The organism is Nostoc sp. (assembly GCF_036916655.1).
GTDB lineage: Bacteria > Cyanobacteriota > Cyanobacteriia > Cyanobacteriales > Nostocaceae > Nostoc.
Window position 1 is genome coordinate 1 of the sequence record NZ_JBALFY010000047.1, and the last position, 16,731, is coordinate 16,731.

The 16,731-nt window shown below is 43.0% G+C and carries 14 protein-coding genes and 2 pseudogenes; 5 read left to right on the forward strand and 11 right to left on the reverse strand.

Annotated elements, in window-relative coordinates; translation table 11 throughout:
• Positions 1-1,857, reverse strand: a 1,857-nt coding sequence (locus V7L31_RS12520) for an NACHT domain-containing protein (RefSeq protein ID WP_334696521.1), incomplete at its 3' end; no start/stop codon positions are given.
• A gap of 316 nt (positions 1,858-2,173) precedes the next feature.
• Positions 2,174-2,815, reverse strand: a complete 642-nt coding sequence (locus tag V7L31_RS12525; protein WP_334696522.1) for a DUF3891 family protein — start codon at positions 2,813-2,815, stop codon at positions 2,174-2,176.
• 242 nt (positions 2,816-3,057) lie between these two features.
• On the opposite strand from V7L31_RS12525, the gene V7L31_RS12530 reads away from it, so the two are divergent.
• Complete coding sequence (locus V7L31_RS12530) at positions 3,058-3,345, forward strand: hypothetical protein (protein WP_334696523.1); 288 nt, start codon at positions 3,058-3,060, stop codon at positions 3,343-3,345.
• 643 nt (positions 3,346-3,988) lie between these two features.
• On the opposite strand, the gene V7L31_RS12535 is transcribed toward V7L31_RS12530, so the two are convergent.
• The gene (locus V7L31_RS12535; protein WP_334696524.1) at positions 3,989-4,759 is read right to left on the reverse strand and encodes a PRC-barrel domain-containing protein; all 771 of its coding nucleotides are present in this window, start codon (positions 4,757-4,759) and stop codon (positions 3,989-3,991) included.
• Between the two features lie 295 nt (positions 4,760-5,054).
• Here V7L31_RS12535 and V7L31_RS12540 point away from each other — a divergent pair, with 295 nt between their 5' ends.
• Complete coding sequence (locus tag V7L31_RS12540; RefSeq protein ID WP_334696525.1) at positions 5,055-5,711, forward strand: DUF1003 domain-containing protein; 657 nt, start codon at positions 5,055-5,057, stop codon at positions 5,709-5,711.
• A gap of 671 nt (positions 5,712-6,382) precedes the next feature.
• Here V7L31_RS12540 and V7L31_RS12545 read toward each other — a convergent pair.
• From V7L31_RS12545 to V7L31_RS12555, 3 genes are all read right to left on the reverse strand, one after another.
• A complete protein-coding gene (locus V7L31_RS12545) occupies positions 6,383-6,556 on the reverse strand; it encodes an HNH endonuclease (protein WP_334696532.1) in 174 nt (57 codons plus the stop codon).
• Positions 6,557-7,001: 445 nt separating this feature from the next.
• A complete protein-coding gene (locus tag V7L31_RS12550) occupies positions 7,002-8,912 on the reverse strand; it encodes a cytochrome-c peroxidase (protein ID WP_334696526.1) in 1,911 nt (636 codons plus the stop codon).
• Positions 8,913-9,429: 517 nt separating this feature from the next.
• The gene (locus V7L31_RS12555) at positions 9,430-9,774 is read right to left on the reverse strand and encodes an FAD-dependent oxidoreductase (RefSeq protein WP_334696527.1); all 345 of its coding nucleotides are present in this window, start codon (positions 9,772-9,774) and stop codon (positions 9,430-9,432) included.
• Positions 9,775-9,994: 220 nt separating this feature from the next.
• Here V7L31_RS12555 and V7L31_RS12560 point away from each other — a divergent pair, with 220 nt between their 5' ends.
• Complete coding sequence (locus tag V7L31_RS12560) at positions 9,995-10,165, forward strand: hypothetical protein (protein WP_334696534.1); 171 nt, start codon at positions 9,995-9,997, stop codon at positions 10,163-10,165.
• A gap of 97 nt (positions 10,166-10,262) precedes the next feature.
• On the opposite strand, the gene V7L31_RS12565 is transcribed toward V7L31_RS12560, so the two are convergent.
• Both V7L31_RS12565 and V7L31_RS12570 read right to left on the reverse strand, forming a co-directional pair.
• On the reverse strand, positions 10,263-10,526 hold the full coding sequence (locus V7L31_RS12565; protein ID WP_334696528.1) for an HNH endonuclease: 264 nt from the start codon (positions 10,524-10,526) through the stop codon (positions 10,263-10,265).
• Complete coding sequence (locus V7L31_RS12570; RefSeq protein ID WP_334696529.1) at positions 10,523-10,885, reverse strand: hypothetical protein; 363 nt, start codon at positions 10,883-10,885, stop codon at positions 10,523-10,525. Before V7L31_RS12570 ends, V7L31_RS12565 begins: the two co-directional genes overlap by 4 nt.
• 319 nt (positions 10,886-11,204) lie before the next feature.
• Between V7L31_RS12570 and V7L31_RS12575 the strand changes: the two genes are divergently transcribed.
• Positions 11,205-13,796, forward strand: coding sequence for a chloride channel protein (locus V7L31_RS12575; RefSeq protein ID WP_334696533.1), 2,592 nt, complete (start codon positions 11,205-11,207; stop codon positions 13,794-13,796).
• A gap of 58 nt (positions 13,797-13,854) precedes the next feature.
• Here V7L31_RS12575 and V7L31_RS12580 read toward each other — a convergent pair.
• Positions 13,855-14,124: pseudogene (locus V7L31_RS12580) on the reverse strand (sensor histidine kinase); the annotation flags it as partial.
• 22 nt (positions 14,125-14,146) lie between these two features.
• Between V7L31_RS12580 and V7L31_RS12585 the strand changes: the two are divergent.
• Positions 14,147-14,317 (forward strand): hypothetical protein, encoded by a 171-nt coding sequence (locus V7L31_RS12585; protein ID WP_334696530.1) that lies wholly within the window; start codon positions 14,147-14,149, stop codon positions 14,315-14,317.
• Between the two features lie 10 nt (positions 14,318-14,327).
• Here the strand turns inward: V7L31_RS12585 and V7L31_RS12590 are convergent, their stop codons facing one another.
• Positions 14,328-14,969, reverse strand: a complete 642-nt coding sequence (locus V7L31_RS12590) for a type I restriction endonuclease subunit R (RefSeq protein WP_334696531.1) — start codon at positions 14,967-14,969, stop codon at positions 14,328-14,330.
• A 196-nt stretch (positions 14,970-15,165) separates the two neighbouring features.
• Positions 15,166-16,512: pseudogene (locus tag V7L31_RS12595) on the reverse strand (HD family phosphohydrolase); the annotation flags it as partial.
• Positions 16,513-16,731: the final 219 nt, after the last annotated feature.

Sequence of the window (16,731 nt, forward strand, 5' to 3'; positions counted from 1 at the left end):
ACCTTGATCAAGGATGCAGGCAAGAGTAAAGTGCGGGGTAAGGTGAGGAGTCTTAGCTAGGGTAAGGTAAAACGCGCGAATTGCAGCAGGCTTGGGGGGAGGGGCAAGGGACTTTTGGCTTGCCCAAGTTAAAAATTCTTGCAAATATGGATCTTGAGCCACTAGCGCATCAATTTGTTGCTTCATCAACTGCACTAGGAAATCTGCACTCCGCAGCATGGCAACCGTTAACAAAAAGATTTCACGCCACCGGGGTTCAGTAATATGACTTACCAGACGTTCTAAAGGTTGTTCTAATGCTTGTAAATTATAACTGGCAACGATTTTTCGAGCAGTCAGATATTCTTGAAACGTCAAATAAGAGAAGGAGAAAATTCCCCGCACTCGTTCTGCTAGTAATCCATGTTGTAACTCTATCGCCTGAAGTACCTCTTCACTATCTAATTGCAATTCCTCTGATTCCGTCGAAGCGTTCGGTAAACCACAGATATAATCGCTAATGTATTGTTCAACAATGCGTTGTTCAAAAAAGTAATTACCCTGCTCAAATGTCGCGCTTGCAACCTGACTCAGTAACTTCAGATTTTGTGATAATAAGAAACCTTCGTACACTTCATCCCGTTCAATTGCTTTAGTTTCATCCCATTTGCCCAGTAGGAGGTCTAAACATTGCTTATAAAACGCAATTTTTTGGTTTGGGAATTTGTTCTGGTGATGAAAAACCCAGCAAGCGAGATGTAAAAACAAGGGGGAGACGGCAAGTCTACGAAATTGTAAGTTTTCGGGTAAATCTAGTTTCTTAATAAACTCAATTGCCTGTTCTTGTTTATTCTGGATGTTCCTTTTTGTAAGTGCTGTAAACCACTTCTGAGCAAAAGCAACAATTTGGTCTTGACTAAATGGGGCAATTTCAACATCTGTAAAGCGTCTCAGGTTGAAAGCTTTAGCTGCCGTGCGGCAGGTGACGACAAACATATTCTTTTGATACTTTTCAGATAGTCTGCGAATCTCATTGACGACACCAATGCTCTGTTGATGGAGTACTTCATCTAATCCATCCAGCAATAGCAATACTCTGCCCTCCAACAACAAAGTTTCCAGCACAGATGGATCTGAAATTCCACAGGTGAGGAATTCTTTGTAAATATAGTTGAGTAAATTGAACTCTCCTCCAACTCTCGTTTCATCGGCAAAATCTCTTAAGGTGACAAAAATGGCAACCCGATTTGCTGCAAATCTCCCTCGGTTGCATTGAATCGCCAGATGTTGTAAAAAAGTCGTTTTACCTGCTCCCGGTTTACCCAACACCCGTAGCTTTGAGTAAGTTTGAACTGCCGTGAGCCCCGCGATTTCTATTTGGGATACTTCACTTAAACCAAAGCGCTCAAATTCTTTTGATGTAAACTTTTGCAAGTCAGCAAACTCTAACCACTGAGAGCTTGCAATCTCCTCCAAAATCTTGACATCTATGTAAATGTCGTCTATTTTAACCGGGCGACTAACATCTAATAACTGCAAAGTGCCGCACTGGTCTTGAATTTTTTCAAAGCGTTGCGATTTCACAAGTTGTACTAGAGCATCAATATCTAAAAATTCAGCAACACCAAGTTCTTTTGATTCAGAAAATTCTTCTGGAGGATTAGCCGCAATTTCCCGCCAATTCAACGACAACACAGAGCAAATTTTTATAAAGATATGACGTTCAACCGAACGCCCAGTAAAAAACCGCCAAATTGGTTGGCGAGTCTTTAAGTTGACTTCAAAAGCCAAATTGTCTTGTGTCCACCCTTTATGAGCGAACGCTTTTTTGGCTTGTTCAATCCCGGTAACTGATGCTTCGAGCGAGCGCTTTACCATAATAGCTTACCTCTTCTATTGCAACGTAGAGAGCAGAATAAGTCTTCAGTCTAATTAAACAAATTTAGCTAGAAAAATAACCCTATCAGCATGGATTAGCCTAGCTGTTTTACAAAGGACTGCTCGCCACAACCATTCAGATGCCTTAGTTAGTCGTGGCTAACCCCAGCACCTCTCTGGTGACAGCTACACGCTTATCCTACTTCTGATGAAAGCGATCGCGTCACGCTAATAAGAGAAAAGCGATTTATATCTTGATGTGACGTTGGGCTAAATTGAGGTGAACGCGTGACATAGATTTTAAAAGAGCGTGCATCTAGCTCTTAACAAATGTCCACTTCAGCACGCTGATGGGGGCTTTTTGAAGTGCTTGACTCAGTTCGGCGTTGCTCTCAAATTTTACCTGGAATATGTCACAGGCTTCGACGTTGACCGTAAATTTTTCTTCCTGAAACGGCCACGGTTTCACTGTAACCAAGTGATCCCGATGCTGCTTGATGTCGTAGCGCTGACCATCAGGACCGTTGCTCATTTCTAAAAAGCGCTCATCAGCAGGTAGTTCCTGCTGACAGAGGATGAGCCAAAGGCGATCGCACCATTGCATAAATGCATAGGCTGCATCAACTTCTTTCTTTTCTATGCCCAGTTCCAAGCGCCAACGTTGCTGATTTGGAAGTTGCTCATCCAGAAAATTGTCCATTTTTGAAGACTGACCTCGTTGTGGCTCATTTAAACGGCTGATCTGCATGGAAATTAAGAGAGCCACCCACCGTCCACGATAGAGGGCATTCTTTGTCAGTTCAGCCAATTTATTTTTATCCGGTAACTGAGAAACAGCTTTATCAGCCTCCTTTAAAAAATAAATGAACCGTTCAGTTATTTCTTGTTCACTATTGTAGTAAGTAATTATCTGCTTATTAAGAGTCAAAACCGTAAAACAATCTTCAGGTACAGTCATGAGTCAAGAAGCGATGCCTGCGGCGAGCTACGCCTACGCTTAATACTTGCATCTGTGCAACAGATTATGCTGGAACATCTACCCAAAAACAGATTTGTACACAATTAATAAATTATTCAGCAAAGGACTCGTATTTTCCATCGATTTGGTGTAACTTGTTAATTCTGTGCAATTATTAATACCTAATTTCTCCCAAATTTACTCAGACAAATTTTAAACCAATGCCTTCGAGGAAACAGCCAATGAATACTTCTAATGAGATCCAGACAAAGAAAATCATCAAAAAATCTGACAAGCTTACCCTGAGACAGATGAAATTAATCGAAGAAGCAGAAGACCAACAACTTCTAGCTAATACTGACAATTCTACTGCCCCTGTGGTTGAGGAGAAACCAGTAGCGATTTCAGAGCTTAGAGTTCCTGACTATGTTCCATTTCTTGATAATCCTCCAGTACAATCGGTGGGCAACTCTGGCTGGCAGGTTTCTGATGTCTGGCGGGATCTGCGTCTGGATAGCTTCTCGCATTAAACCTGAACTAAGGCAACCCCCTGAGCAACTTTTGTAAACTATCTTTGCACCAAGTCAAAGTTATAGTTGCATTGTGCCTATAATAAGTTGCGGCTAACTATAACTGGAAGTTAGCACCCTGTAAATGGTTATCGCTTGGATTACGCATCAAAAGCGATACCAAAGACAAACAAAATTTATCGGCAGCGCAATAGTTCCTATTCCGTTGCCAACATGCACCCTCCGCGATCGCATGTTGGTGGAAGTGTTGTGTCTCAAGGAAAGTGGTATTAATCGGAGTTTATGTCGGATAAAAGATAAGGGTTACTTATTTTGTCTTCAACCCTAATTCGTGTATTGTCACTGAAAGCATAAGATGAGCAAATTGCTTGCTTTATGCTTTCAAACATAAATTTCAATTGATGATGTATCAAAAAATGTCTTATATCAAGCGATGTGAATTGATTTTTTATTGTTTGTGAGAAATTTGCGCTAGGCGATCGCTTTCCTAAGTGTCTTTCGTGGCGTAGTTTACCGCCGTAGGCATCGCTTTCATGACACTGCCATCTTGGACGACCGCCTGACCCTTCCTCCACTGTTCAATAGCTTTCAAAGCTGTAGCCCTTATTCCGTATAGCTTAGAGCTTTTCTTAGTGCCATTCGATTATAGCGTTCGTCCTAATTTGTGCTGTTTTCTGTTTGCCACTAGCCGTTCTTCATACAGTTTCAGCCGTTGATGATTTTGCTCGTTCATTTCATATAAGGAGGGATCTTGCTGATATGGGTAGGAATCGCAGTGATCAGTATCAGGTGAGAGTGCCCTACCCGGAGCAGGCAGGGCATTTTCATATCCTTCATACCCGACCCCATAAGAGGTAGGAATATAGGCAGGGGCGGGAGAATCCGTTCCATATCCGGCGTATCCAACCCCGGAAGAGATGGCAGTATCAGTAGAGGCAGGAGGGTCAGTTCCATATCCAGCGTATCCAACCCCAGAAGAGGTAGGAGTATCAGTAGAGGCGGGAGGTTCAGTTCCATACCCGGCGTATCCAACCCCAGAAGAGTCAAAGACACTAAATGAAGATGAAGGACGGTACACTTGTCTGACCCGATGTTCATAATCAAAATCAACAGTCATACCATCCGTAAACTCAGGTAGCGCTTCTACCTGGGCTTTAGTCAGGTTGACTGCATAGACCCGATGGGTATCATAGTCTACCTGGGCCCATCCAATTGGCAGCAGAACTTTTTTGCCAAAAATCCAAATGCCTGTGTTGATCACCAGATAACGAATGTGGCCATCATCATCAACTAAAAGGTCGTCAGCAGAGCCAACTTTTTCGTCTTTGGAGTAAAGGTCAAACCCCCTCACATACTCCTGATAATTTTGTTCATGATCATTGGCATCAAAATCTTCGATTTGATGAAGAGACATAATATCTTTTGGACTCCGTTTTTTATGGTTTCAATTCATAGACTGAGGTGGAACCAAACCGATGTTCATATTTAAGGGATCATTATCCCAAATCCACTCCAGCCCAATGATCGCAGCAAACTAGCAGCTTGCTGCCTCTCTGAAGGATGAGATTTTGATTCTAGGTAGTATAAGTTTTAGATTCAGAAGGCAATTATTAGCAATCTCCCAGAATCTATCTGTGGGTACTTTCAGGCATTTTTTCTGCCTGAAAGTATCGCTTTCCAGTCAAAATTGAAGTTAGTCAGTTGAAGGAATGATTCATAACGCTAGACTACCAATGCAAACCAACAATCAACCAAATCCAAGTGATTCACCGCAAGTATCGGGTCAAATACCTCATCAAAAGATTCTGCCCACTGCCCCATTACCAGAATCTATTAGTCAAAATATCGAGACTATCATCGCATTACATAGACGTTCTGAAAAAAATGTCTCACAACACCAGCGCTTTGTAGAAACGATAACCGTCTTTTTTGGTCGTCCTCTATTCCTGTATAGTATTCTGCTTGGGATTATTCTCTGGGTAACACCCAATTTCTTACCACGACGTTTAGGCGCACCAAAAATTGAGGAAGTTCCATTTCCTTGGTTACAATTTTCACTAACTGCGGGTTCATTGTTGGTGACAACAGGGGTATTGATTAAACAAGAGCGACAAGAAAAGTTAGCAGAGCAACGGGCGCAACTTAGCCTTCAACTCAACCTACTTTCTGAGCAGAAAATCGCTAAACTCATCGCCTTGGTTGAGGAATTACGCCTAGATATTCCCAATGTCAAAAATCGCTTTGATCCGGAGGCCGAAATCATGAAGTCTCCTACTGATGCACATGCAATTGTAGACTTATTGGAAGAAACCTTAGCATCGGAATTAGCAAATTTATCGCAGCAAGAAATATCAACTAAGGAGTAACAAAACAAAGTACTCAAAGCCGAGAGCAACGCGATTTTCTGAGATCAGACAAAAAAAGTGCGATGCATGGGGCGGGCATAGCCATCGCTAAAAACTAGTTTCAATATGATTTGTGTTTTTGATATAAATAAGGCAGTATTAATACTAGTTTCAATTTGCGGAATATTTTAATATTCAAAAGATGACTCACTTTTTGTGGGACAAAAAAGGGTTGAGACTCGTTATTTTATCAGTAATCTTGAGGAAAATGCAGAAAAATTCGCCAATTATTTTCGCAATCATTGGGGTATTGAGAATTCTAAGTTTTTGAATATTCCGCGATTTATTTTGCTTATAAAAACAGAATTCAGGAGTCAATTCCAGGAGGTTTCGGTTAGGGGGAAAAAGTTATTGTCGACACCATCACAAAACCGAAAACAGTAGCAATGGAAGGGTTACACTAACGCATATCTGGAAGCGATCACTACTAACCCAATACTGCTCGGTTAAGAGAAAATAGATGATGGAATAAAGAATATTTTGTTCGCGTGTAGTTTACGAGAACAAAAATACCTAAAAACGCTGCTTGTACCTAAAGGGCATCACTGTGGTCGGGTAGCAGGACTATATCGCTATAATCCCGCCCCCTCAGAACCGGACTTGCGCCTTACAACGCATCCGGCTCAAGCAAGTCATAAACTACAAATTGTTCCAGAATGTATTTGCTGATGACAGTACAGATGTACGAGTTGTAGGTTGCCGTAATTGTCACCACCACCTTGAGATTTTGGCTTTTTATGATGAAGATGTAACTCCTCATCATTTAATAGGGATTCCCCGCATACAGGACAGACGTCTGGTGTAATTGCAACAAGTCTTGCCCAAAACTCTACTGTTAGCTATGACTTCACAATCAATGTGACCAAAGGATCGTTAGCAGGCAAATCGTTCAATGGCAGCTTCAGCTCTGTTATTAATTCAAGTTGCTAGTTACGCAGATAAGCAATATTTAAAAATAGATAGTATAAATTTATTTTTGTCAATATGTCTATCAGTAGAAATAAATCTACTAACACAATATAGGACTCATATTTGATAAGAGGCAGGGGGCAGGGGAAAAGGTACAAACCTTTCCCCTTGTGGGCAAAAGCCCCCTTGCTCCTTTTCTCACGAGGGTTGAAGCCCCACCCGCAAGTGGCGTGGTTTTTCTCCCCTGCTCCCTCCTCCCCTGCTTTTTCACTTTTGAAAAAAGGTTAAAGGGAAAAAAAACCTTTCTCCACACCTGAATGACTAACCCAAATAAATTGCTAGTTAGTTCAAGAAATTTGGAGTACCAATACCACCATTCCTACCAACAGCAGGAATTTCCATTAGACTATCTGTAGCCTTACCAGTGCCGTCATTGGTAACGTGTGTAGAGTCACCTGGATGTCCATTGGGAACGAACAGTTGTGGATGATCAAAGGGCGCTTTCTCATGGAGAACTCGCTCATCGGTAAGCCCTTTCAGGAAAGCCACCAAGTCATCTTTTTCAGCTTCAGTTAGTCCCAAAGGGGCGATGGCACTTGCCTGGCGGAAATCTCCGCCACGATTATAGAAGTCCACCACTTGCGGCAAAGTCAAATAGCCACCATTGTGGAAGTAAGGGGCGGTGAGTTCTACGTTCCGTAGTCCGGGAGCCTTAAAGCTTCCGTCTGCAACTACTATGTCATTGGAGGTAATTGTAATATTGGGGTTTGAACCCAGAAGTAGTGGGAATTCCCCCAAAGCCGCGACCCTCGGCTCTGAAAGCGGGTTGCCAAATGGATCTTTACCACCAACCCCAGGGTCTTCTAGGGTTGGTCTAACACCGATCCCGAAGAAGCCATTGTCAAAAACAAATCTTTGATTGCCGATGTTTATAGTTCCCAGTCGTTGCTTTTGTATACTGCTCACCGAGGCACTAGTAAGTTCCAATCCGCTATGGCAACCGATGCAGCCTGCTTTGCCATTGAATAGTTGGTTTCCTTGTTGCTGCTGTTCGGTGAGGGCGGTGGTGTTTCCTTCCAAGAAGCGATCGTAGGGCGTATCATCAGCAATCAGTGTAGACTCGTACAATTGAATCGCAAGCCCGAAGAATAGGGAGAAGTTGTACTCTATTAGTCTATACTCATTGGTTTCCAAGGAGCGATCTGGCTTGTTGACAAAAGTTCGTCTACCTTCAGCATCAATTTGAATGAGTTGATTAGACTTCCACCACTCCGGTTTGAAGGCATCTTTAATCAGCTGATCGTAAGTTCTATCCTTAAGTCCAGGCTGAGGCCATCTACTGTCTGCACCTAAAACGCTGTCATCTCGATGCACAACCTGTTTACCTAGCGGTCTGAGAGTAAATAACTTTTTTGCAAGTTTTCGGGGGAGTTTTTTACCCTTACTAGTTCCTCCGAACTTATCACCAATTTCTTGAAAAGTACGACCATCCGCAGATGTCTCGAAGGAACTCAGTGGTGGGGACATCGCTTGGGAAGCTAAAGATGAATTATTCAAACTGACTTTGACAAATTCAAGCTGATTTGGTTTTTCAGCTTTGACTACGGAGGCGTAAGGGTCTCTCAAACCAAAGGAATTCACCCCATTAAAGATGTTTTGTGCCTTTCCGTCCCAGAAGTTGCGGAAGTTGAATGCTGCATTAATCACGCTTGGCGTGTTGCGCGGTTCGACGCGGCGCACATTTATGCCACCTACGTTAAACACCGGATCTGGCTCGTTTGTTACTTGGTCTTCCGCACTACCAGGTATCACATTCACAAACTTCGTATTGAAAACCCCCTGAGAGGAACTGACATCGTTACGGTCAGATACAACGGTCGTAGAATCACTGGATAGCTTGTGAAAGGGAAAATCTTCTGGCTTGAGCTGGTAGTTTGGTGCGCCACCTAAATCAAAAACTGTATCTGGATTCCCTGTTCCATCGGCATTGATCCGCAAAAGCCCAGGATTGATCTGATTTTTGGATCTGTTGTCGGCTCCAGCATGAAAGTGACAACTAGCACAGGAGGTCTGTCCATCGCTGCCAACCTGCATATCCCAAAACAGAGCCTTTCCCAACTTAATCGCGGCTACTTTGTCTTTTACAAAGTCTCCTAGATTGTCAGGCTGCGGAACTGATACGCTTTTGAGCGAAGCTAGAGGCGGTGCTGTCACCTGTGCGGATACAGTATTTCCAGCTATTACTGTTGCCATGATCATGGCAGCAATTGTTATAGTCTTTGAAAATCTTGATCTCAGGTAGTTCAGCTTGCTATCTCTGAATCTCCACTCTTGGCGCTTTATTTTTGTCACCACAGATTTCAGGCCAAATCGACTTTTTGAGGTCAGTAGCAAGTAAAGGGACAAGCCTGTAATAAAGACTACTATGCCAAATATGGGGATTATACCCATAGTTTTTATCAGAAAAATAACTAAACAACAAAATTATACATTGACGAGGAAGTTTAAAATTTATTAATATTCATTCGTTTGGTATTACTGAATTGTCGTTCTGGGCGATGGCGAGGCAACTTTAATTTTCCACTACTGCTAGATGCAAGTTTTTGCTTACCTGCTTTGTATACCAATTAGATAGCTAGGGGGGGAAACTGGACAAAGGGAAAGACACAGACAAAATCCTGTCACTGGTGAATGAGGAATTTTTGAGTGCTGAAGGCTACCGCAAAGCGAAATCTGAATAGCCATCGCTCATTTACAACCATAAAATTTGTCATGGTGCTTGTGCTTGGGGCGATGACAAACCAATGCGAGCTAAAATCTCGCTGCTCACTCGCTCTCCTGATTCCAGTGCCGATTCCATCCCACCAGATGCGATCGCAGTATGTTCGCCTGCAAAGAAAATTCGCTGCCAGGGTTTAGCCATTTTGTCTTGAAAGCGTCGGATTTGTTCGGGGGCAAAGTGGGAATAAGCACCCAGAGCATAGCGATCTCGTCCCCAAGAAACAACGCACACAATATCGATATTTCCCTCTGTTCCAGGGCGGATTCGCTTGAGTTCCGAGGTCACATATTTGGCTAATGCGTCTGCACTCATGGCATCTAACTGGAATGGCACAAAGAAAAGCTCTAAGCTATGTGGAATAAGAGCTATAGCTTGAAATGCCGGACGAGGAGTAATGGCATAGGCAGGCGATCGCTAATGGAGGAATGATGTACAGTTGTCCAAAAGTTTTTGGAGGTAGAAAAAGCTTACTCGTCCGTGGCAAGGTACTCGCCATCATTTAAATAACTTTATTCCCAAATTGTTAGCTGCAACTTCAACAAAACGTCTTCAAATGTATTGGACTTTACTTAAAGTTATTGCTCACAAGGCTGTGAGCGATGCCTGCGGCGGTAAACTACGCCCTGGCAGAAGTGAGCCACGAGTCCGTAAACGCCGCCCAAAAGCTTACCCTTTAATGACGAAACCTCGGCACGAATTACGAAATCTTTTGCAAACCGCTTAAACCACAAGTGTTTTGGCTTTTCTTAGTGCCATTCACCTATGGGGCTTAAAGGCACAAATTCAGATTCACTCAGGCGAAAATGTTCATGCCAGATGTCTTAGCGAGGATGATACAAGGGTACGATTTTTCCGGTTTCTGGATCGACAGAGGCGAGATCACTTCCTTTGTGCTTATTGCACAGAGTACAGGATAGTGCTAAATTTTCCGCTTCAGTCCGTCCACTATGTTTTTCAGCAATGATGTAGTCAATCTCATGAGGCGCAAAGGTAGCGACATCAGGAATCAGACAATACTCACAACAAGCTTTTGCCCGTTCATAAACCTGTCTTCGGAGAGCTACAGGAATATAAGTTTTGCTCATTCTGCGTCCGCTTCTTTGATCTTCTTGAAGGCTCTAGCCTTAGCCATTCTGACAATATGCTCTAAATATTGATACCCCTGCCATTGCTGCTCTTCTATTGCGGTTAAACCTACCGTCCGATTTTTTTCTACCAGAGTGTTAATTTGAGCTTGCAGGGATTCAGAGGGACGCAGGGCAATAATGGCTTCAGCAGTGGGTAGGCTTGCCAGAAATTCTACGACTTCAGCCATACCTGAAAATCCTGACTCAGCGATCGCATTCAATTCTCGTAACCCCAACTCTAGGATTTGAGGCAGTTTGTCTGCAAAGGGTTGAAGCTGATTGACAACTTCATCAGGTAAGTCAAATGTAACTTGCATAGACGTTTGCTTTTACTACAAAGATACACTTTCTGGATTTTAGCTGACAGAATATTCCACAATTAAATCAATCGGATACCGCGTACCTTTTGTCGGCGTAGCCATCGCAACGCAGATTCTCAGAGTTGGCTGTATTAAAGCAGTATATTTTAAGTATAAAACAATATATGCACTGTACTGCTATTGTACATATCTATCTTTAGGAATAGAAAAATTTCATTCTGATTTCATTTTTTTGCGAAAAGCTATGAATAGGGTGAACGGTAAGACATTTCAGACATTTATATACCTTCATTGATGACAAGTGATTGCTAAAAATATGTTAGCGAGAGGTAAAATTCTCTGGTTGAGGCTTTCCCGTCAGTTGGTTCAACCCAGGCGCTTGGCTTTCGTGGAAGCTTGCCTGATTGGACTAGTTTCGGGGTTAGCGGCTGTTCTTTTAGGACAAGCAGTGGATTGGGCAGGCGCATTGCGAGTACGTGTTTCTTACCATTGGCCTGCCTACTTAGTGCTACCGAGTATTGGACTAGTAGGGGGACTTTTAGCTGGTTGGCTAGTAGAGCGCTTTGCACCTGAAGCATCAGGTAGTGGAATGTCTGAAGTCAAAGCCGTATTGGCTCGCGTACCAATGCCGTTAAATCTGCGAATTGCTTTGGTAAAGTTGATCAGCGCAACATTAGTGTTGGGTTCGGGAATGCCTTTGGGACGGGAAGGGCCAACTGTCCAAATTGGGGCAGCGTTGGCAAATCAACTGAGTAATTGGGCACCGACTTCACCAGAGCATCGTCGCCAACTGATCGCCGCCGGAGCCGGGGCTGGTTTAGCTGCGGCTTTTAATGCACCGATCGCAGGTGTGCTTTTTGTAGTCGAAGAATTACTCCAAGACGTGTCAGGTATCACTCTTGGTACTGCGATTTTGGCTTCTTTCATCGCTTCAGTCATCTCTAGGCTCTATGGTAGCCACAACCTGGATCTGAATCACCTAAATTTAGGTCTTCCCGATACAACTTTCTTCGCTCAGGAAATCCCTTTCTACTTGATTTTGGGAGTGCTGGCAGGACTTCTAGGCATTCTATTTAATAAAGGTATCCTTGAGAGTCTAGCAATTAACCGCCGCCTGCTACATGTGAGTTTACCCTGGCGAATTGGAATTGCTGGGTTAGTCAGTGGTGTGGCGATCGCCTTGTTACCTGCTGCCTTTCGGGATCATGCTGGGCTGAGAGAAATTTTGCTTGCGGGTAATACTAATTGGTCATTTGCAGCGATCGCTCTTTTAGTTCAGTTTACCCTAATTATTTTTACCTACGGCTCTGGAGCGCCAGGGGGTTTACTAGTTCCCACCTTAGTCTTGGGTGCTGCCCTTGGTTACTTAGTGGGTGCTGTCGAACACAGTTTACTGGGAATGAGTGCTGCAACAGTCTACGCTCACGTGGGCATGGCTGCCTTTTTTAGCGCTGTCTCCAAGGTACCAATTACAGCAGTCGTCATTGTATTTGAGATGACTACAGATTTCAATCTGGTGCTACCGCTAATGATTGCGTCTGTGGTTGCCTATTTAGTAGCAGAAAAAATTGACCATCGTTCGCTCTACGATCTTCTACTAGAGTGGAAAGGGATTCACATCACCAAGGAGCCAAGCACAGAGGGGCTTTTAGCACAACTGAGTGCCGTAGATGTGATGCAACGGCGTGTGGAAACCCTCTCTAGCCAAATGAGTACTGATGAAGCAGTACAGGCATTTTCTCACTCTCACCATCGCAACTTCCCAGTTTTAGAGAATGGTAAAGTTGTGGGTATTGTCACTCAGAAAGATTTAGTTAATATTGCTTCGCAACAGTTAAGTGGAGATACAACTATTAGCGAGATTATGACACCAGAGCCAGTGACAGTAACTCCCACAGCTACACTGGCTCATGTACTGCATATACTCAATCGTTATCACCTCAGCTGCTTACCTGTTACAGAAGGTCGCAAGCTCATAGGAATTATTACTCGTAGTGATATTATCCGTGTAGAAGCAGAGCAACTCAGTGGTAATAGTGAACAAATAGAACGTAAATCAGCACCTTCTTATGTGGTTTACCAAACTCGCGCTCCAGCTACAGGTAAAGGAAGATTGTTAGTACCGCTTTCACATCCCCAGACAGCCGAGACTTTACTAGAGATGGCAGTTGTGATCGCCAAAGATCGCAATTACGAAATAGAATGCCTACAAGTGATTATCGTTCCGTCTGGTCGCATCCCATCGGAAACACCAGTACAAATCAGCAAAAGTCTTCAACTTTTGCAACGAGCAATACTTTTAGGAGAGAATTCGCGGATTCCCGTTCATACCCAGATCCGAGTTGCCCATAATATTGCTGGGGCAATTTTGGAGACTGTCAAAGAACGACACATTGACTTGGTGCTGATGGGATGGAAAGGCAGTACATCAACTCCTGGTAGAGTTTTTAGCCGAGTGGTGGATACCATAATTCGACAGGCAGGTTGTGATGTTATCTTGGCTAAATTAGATGATAAAAGATCCTTTGACCGTTGGTTGTTGCCAATGGCAGGTGGCCCTAACTCCAGCCAAGCAATTAAGTTATTACCAGCTCTTGCTTCTCTAAGTACATCGCCCCAAATCAAGCTATGTCAGGTTTTCCAGCCTACTAACTCGATTCCTGACACAACATTATTAGATAAATCTGTTCACTTTCTGCAACGCCGAGTTAGCGGTAAAGTGATGGCTACTCCAGTTCGTGCCAATTCTGTTTCTGATGCTGTCCTCAAGTGTGCAGAACAAGATAACAGTGATGTGATTGTTCTGGGAGCTAGCCGTGAAAGTTTACTACAACAAGCGATTCAAGGAAATATTGCCGAGAATATTTCTCGCAAGAGTAATTGTACAGTTATCATGGTCAAAACTTAATTACATAGGCGCAACCCTACCCATAGAGTATTACAAATTACAAATGACGAATTACGAATTACGAATTACGAATCATCGGCAAGTATATAGTAAAAGTTGCCCCTTGATTTGATGTGCTGCTGGCGATAATACTACCTTGATGGGCTTCAATAATCCGCTTAGAAATTGCTAACCCTAGACCATTACCGCTACCTTTGCGTGCAGGGTCTGTTGTATAAAATTGCTCAAAGATTCGGGGTAAATCACCCTCTTTTATCCCTTTTCCTTGGTCTTGAATTTGAATAATAGCTTGTTTGCCTTGGCTGTATGTAGAAATAAATACTTGAGACCGCCATATAAACTGGGCTATCGTGTTGCCCACCCCACAAGAGTTATTGGATATTTTTTTATTTGGAAGTCCCTTAGCCGAAATTAGGCAAGCAAAAATAGTTCGCTTCGTTGTTGAGTTCCGAGAAGTTATCGGCGACCGCAAAGTACAAGTAATTGATAAGCGATCGCCAAAAAATTACGACTCACAGTAATAGCGATCGCCTAACTCCTCAAATCGCTAATATAAGCCCCAATTTGTTTAAGTCCCTGCAAAAATTGGATACGTTCTGATGTATTTTCAAGTAACCGATAAGTATGCGATCTAGTATATTGAGGGACATTTTGGTGGCGATCGCATTTCAAAAACAATACTTCTCTTCCGTTTGTAACCATTCCATAACAACTTGACTGTAAGTTGGGAGCGCTCAATAAATAAGTAAGTGCTTGGGGAATTCTCGCCGTAACGTCTAGTCTTGCAGGCTTTGACTCGATTACCAAAATCCAAAAACTATCTTGAATCACCAAAATATCAATCCTGCCTTGAACTGCAATAGCATTAGCTTCGTCTACAACTTCGATATTGGTACTTACTTCTGCTTTTACCAGAAAAGGAAACTGATAGAAATCTGCTAAATCTAGCAATGGTGATATAACTACAAGCTTAACAATTTCTTCGAGAGGTGGTTCTTCTTGACTGAGATAGGTATAGTTTTGAGTGAGGCGATCTAGTCCTTGTAGTTCCGCTTCGGTTAGAGTCGGCGCATTATTTAACCATTCATCAAAAAAGCGATCGCTAGAGTCTAGTCTCAAGCCAAAAGTTTGACGGAGAGCGCCAAGGGTAAGGCTACTAGCATTTGTAATCACGGTTAAATTCTTGTAGTAATTACATGAAGTTTAAAAGTCTAGACATTTGATCTAGGCTCCAATACCTAATATACGATATATTAAGAGCAAAAGAGCGATCGCCTAAAAATCACGACTCACAGAAATAGCGATCGCAACCCATTTCCAAATTAACTCTATCGCACTTTGGAAATCCAGGAGTAGCCTTAGCTAATATCTAAAGTTTAGGATAGGCAATCCGTTGGTGATGAAATTGCTGCCAAACCTGGACAAAAATATGAGCAATTTGAGACATTTCTGCCCGTGTTAACCCTGAATCTACCAACTGATTATCCTGCCAACGTGCTTTCAGGATTTTATTTACCATTGCCAGTGCTGCTTCTGGGGTTGCGTCTTTGAGGGAGCGTAATGCCGCCTCACAAGCATCAGCCAATATAGCAATCCCCGTTTCTTTAGATTGGGGAATGGGGCCGTCATAGCGGAAATCTGATTCGTGTAAAACTTTTTCAGGATTTTGTTGCTGTTGCTGTGCTTATTGGTAGAAATACGCAATTAGAATGGTTCCTTGATGTTCGGGAATAAATGCCTGAATAGCGCTCGGTAGCTTGTGTTGACGAGCCATTACTAACCCTTCGCTCACATGCTTTTTGATAATTTCGGCACTTTTTCAGGGATCATTAATCACATCGTGTTTATTAATACCTCCCATTTGATTTTCAATAAATCCTAGAGGGTCATGCATTTTACCAATGTCATGATAGAGAACCCCAGCCCTAACCAGTTTCACATTACAATTTAATGCTCGTGCCGCAGCTTCTGCTAGAGTAGCGACAAACAGTGTGTGCTGGAAAGTTCCAGGAGCTTCATCAGCTAGGCGTTTTAATAAAGGTCGGTTGGGATTGGACAATTCAGCCAGACGAATAGGTGTGACTAGATCAAATAAAGCTTCTAGGTAGGGGCTTAAACCTAGTGCTAAGATGCTCCAAAATAACCCTACTAAACCGTTGAGGACTGCTGTACCCAGCACAGCATACCAAAGGGGTGCGATCGCAGTGTTGACCAACAAATAAACTACTCCCTGCGTCAACCCAATTAAGATTCCCAAGGTAGCTAATTCCTCTCGCGTTCGCAGTGCTTCTCTACCAGGGTATCGCCATTGTCCCGCCATCAATCCGCCAAGAATTCCGCCAGATGCACTAGGTACTAAATAATGCCAGCTAAGTTCCGTTCCCATTGAGAGCAATATCGTTAGTAACCCCATAACAGTACCTCCGATCGCAGTACCGTAGAAGCTACCAACAAGCAAACCAATAGCAGGTAAGCCTGTAAATGATTTGGTCAAGATTATTAGCAACGGCGCACTGAGAGTAAGGAGTAGTATCAAGAGATAATCGCTTCGTCGTAATTTGGCGTAAATCCTTCGTTCTACCAGTTTGAAAACAGCCACAGCCAATCCCACCATCCCACTAAAACGAATCAGATGCAGCCAATCGATTCCGCGTTGACTCAAGTGAAAGTGGTCTAATAGAACAAAATCAGCTTGGGTAATTTTCCAGCCTGAACGATAACTTCACCTTTTTGAATGCTGACGATCGATCGTCGGTTCTACTTCTTGGGCGGCTTGTTCTGCAATCCGCTTGGTTTGCTCAATAGAACTCTTGCAAAAGTGTTTTGTGGTATGATTAAGAGTTTGGCAATTTGCAATTAGGACTTTGAGGAGCAGTGAAAATAGAGAACGCCAAACAGCTTACTGCAAAAAAATTTAAGCGAATGACTGGAGTGA